Source organism: Dehalococcoidia bacterium (assembly GCA_041653995.1).
Classification (GTDB): domain Bacteria; phylum Chloroflexota; class Dehalococcoidia; order GIF9; family UBA5629; genus CAIMUM01.
Genome location: JBAZEK010000065.1, coordinates 1,249 through 2,878, shown reverse-complemented (window position 1 = coordinate 2,878; position 1,630 = coordinate 1,249). Strand labels below are relative to the sequence as shown.

The following is a 1,630-nucleotide window of genomic DNA, read 5'->3' as shown; positions in this document are numbered from 1 at the left end:
CAGCTTTGCCGATGTAACGGGGTTATTATTTCCTGTTCTAGCCAACAAGGACTATGTGTTTGATGTGTGGCTATTGTTCCAATCATCCGTTACCACCACCGGCATTAAATTAGCGGTCAATGGTCCCGCCGGATTTGTGGCGCTGGGATTGCAAACGCACATCCCGACTACGCTAACTGCAATAACGCATGGTTGCGCTGTTGCATATAATAGTGGCACGGCATCGGCGGGGGTGCCGGTTATTAATACCAGCTATCTTGCCAACATAACAGGCATCTTCCGTAACGGCGCAACGGCTGGTAATCTGGTTATCCGCTTTGCTGCTGAAACAACGGGCACGGTTAAGATAATGACCGGCTCAATCCTACGATATAGACAGGTGAACTGATGAACGCCTTTTATCCCCTTGACGCAACGCGCATGATTAAACCCTGGTGCTGGTTGGTCTATAATGCCCTGCTACCGGAGGGCTGGGATCGCAACGAATACGGGGCAGTAGTAGAACCGGGGGGCAATGTCAAGGCATATTACTCCCGCAGCCGTAGCCGGGGCGTGGATTTTGACGAAATCGCCGAGCGCCATATTATCCCGCCGCCGGGCAATAAGGGTGAGAATGGCTGCTGGCATGGCGCGCTGGATATTCGTTACAAGGATAATACCGAGCGCCACGAGGTTGTGAGCTGCCTTGATGGTGAGATAACCTATGTCGGCGAACCAGCGCCACCGGGGGGCTGCGTTGTAATTCGCAGCATGATTGGCGAGTTGCCGGTGTGGATACTTTATCAGCATATTGACCCCGCCCAGCGCTTCGGCGAATCAGTAACAGCGGGGGAGCGCATAGGCTGGACTGACGGGGCGGCGATGCACCTGCATTCCGAGGTCTATTCCACCGGCGTTCTGTGGTCGCGCAAGTGGTTTAAGCGCCCGGATGCGCTGGCATATTACTTCAAATATAGCCCCGCCAGCGAACCACGCGCCCAGTGGCTAAATGGCACAGTGCTGATTAAGGCGGGGATAAAGCGTCCCCGCGAAATGTATTGTTACAATCTGCTGGCATTGCTTGACGATCTGAATAGGAATTGTGATATAATTTAATTAGTGTGCTTGTGTTTCATGCTACTTTCCTTTTGGGCGCTCCCCCGTAATCCTGCGGGGGAGTTTTCTATCGTAGGATGCCCTGTGTCATTTCAGGCTATATCCCTACGGCTAACGGGACGGCGCTTGTCTGGCGGGCTGTGGTAAAGCGTGGCGACCTGTGGCGGGGGTATCAGGGAAAAAATCAGAACATCGGTTCCTGGGTTGCCGCCACCCTGCGGCGCGCCATTTCGCAGTATTGCTCGGAAAGCTCTATGCCGATGTAGTGGCGTTTTAGCCGCTTTGCCACGGTTGCCACAGTTCCCGCCCCGCTAAAGGGGTCAAGGGCTATGCCGTAATCGGTTGCGCCATTGCAATCACAGGTGGGGAAGTGATACAGCAGTTCACCGACTCGGCGGTCCAATGTCGGCATGACCTCAAGGCAATCACCTAATATGATTTCGTCAAGGGGTAGCTTATCCACTACCCCGGCCTCCCAAGCAGCAGCACCACATCGCCTTCGGGGGTGATGCGGAGGTCAGATAAGTTTGGCACT

The 1,630-nt window shown here is 54.3% G+C and carries 3 protein-coding genes; 2 read left to right on the top strand and 1 reads right to left on the bottom strand.

What is annotated here, in order from left to right:
* Both WC359_15445 and WC359_15440 read left to right on the top strand, forming a co-directional pair.
* The coding region (locus tag WC359_15445; protein ID MFA5401846.1) for a hypothetical protein at window positions 1-388 on the top strand (388 nt) is incomplete at its 5' end.
* Window positions 388-1,095: a hypothetical protein gene (locus tag WC359_15440; protein ID MFA5401845.1), complete on the top strand. Its 708-nt coding sequence runs from the start codon at window positions 388-390 to the stop codon at window positions 1,093-1,095. The genes WC359_15445 and WC359_15440, both read left to right, overlap by 1 nt.
* 184 nt (window positions 1,096-1,279) lie before the next feature.
* Here the strand turns inward: WC359_15440 and WC359_15435 are convergent, their stop codons facing one another.
* Window positions 1,280-1,558, bottom strand: coding sequence for a DNA methyltransferase (locus tag WC359_15435; GenBank protein ID MFA5401844.1), 279 nt, complete (start codon window positions 1,556-1,558; stop codon window positions 1,280-1,282).
* Window positions 1,559-1,630 lie beyond the last annotated feature (72 nt).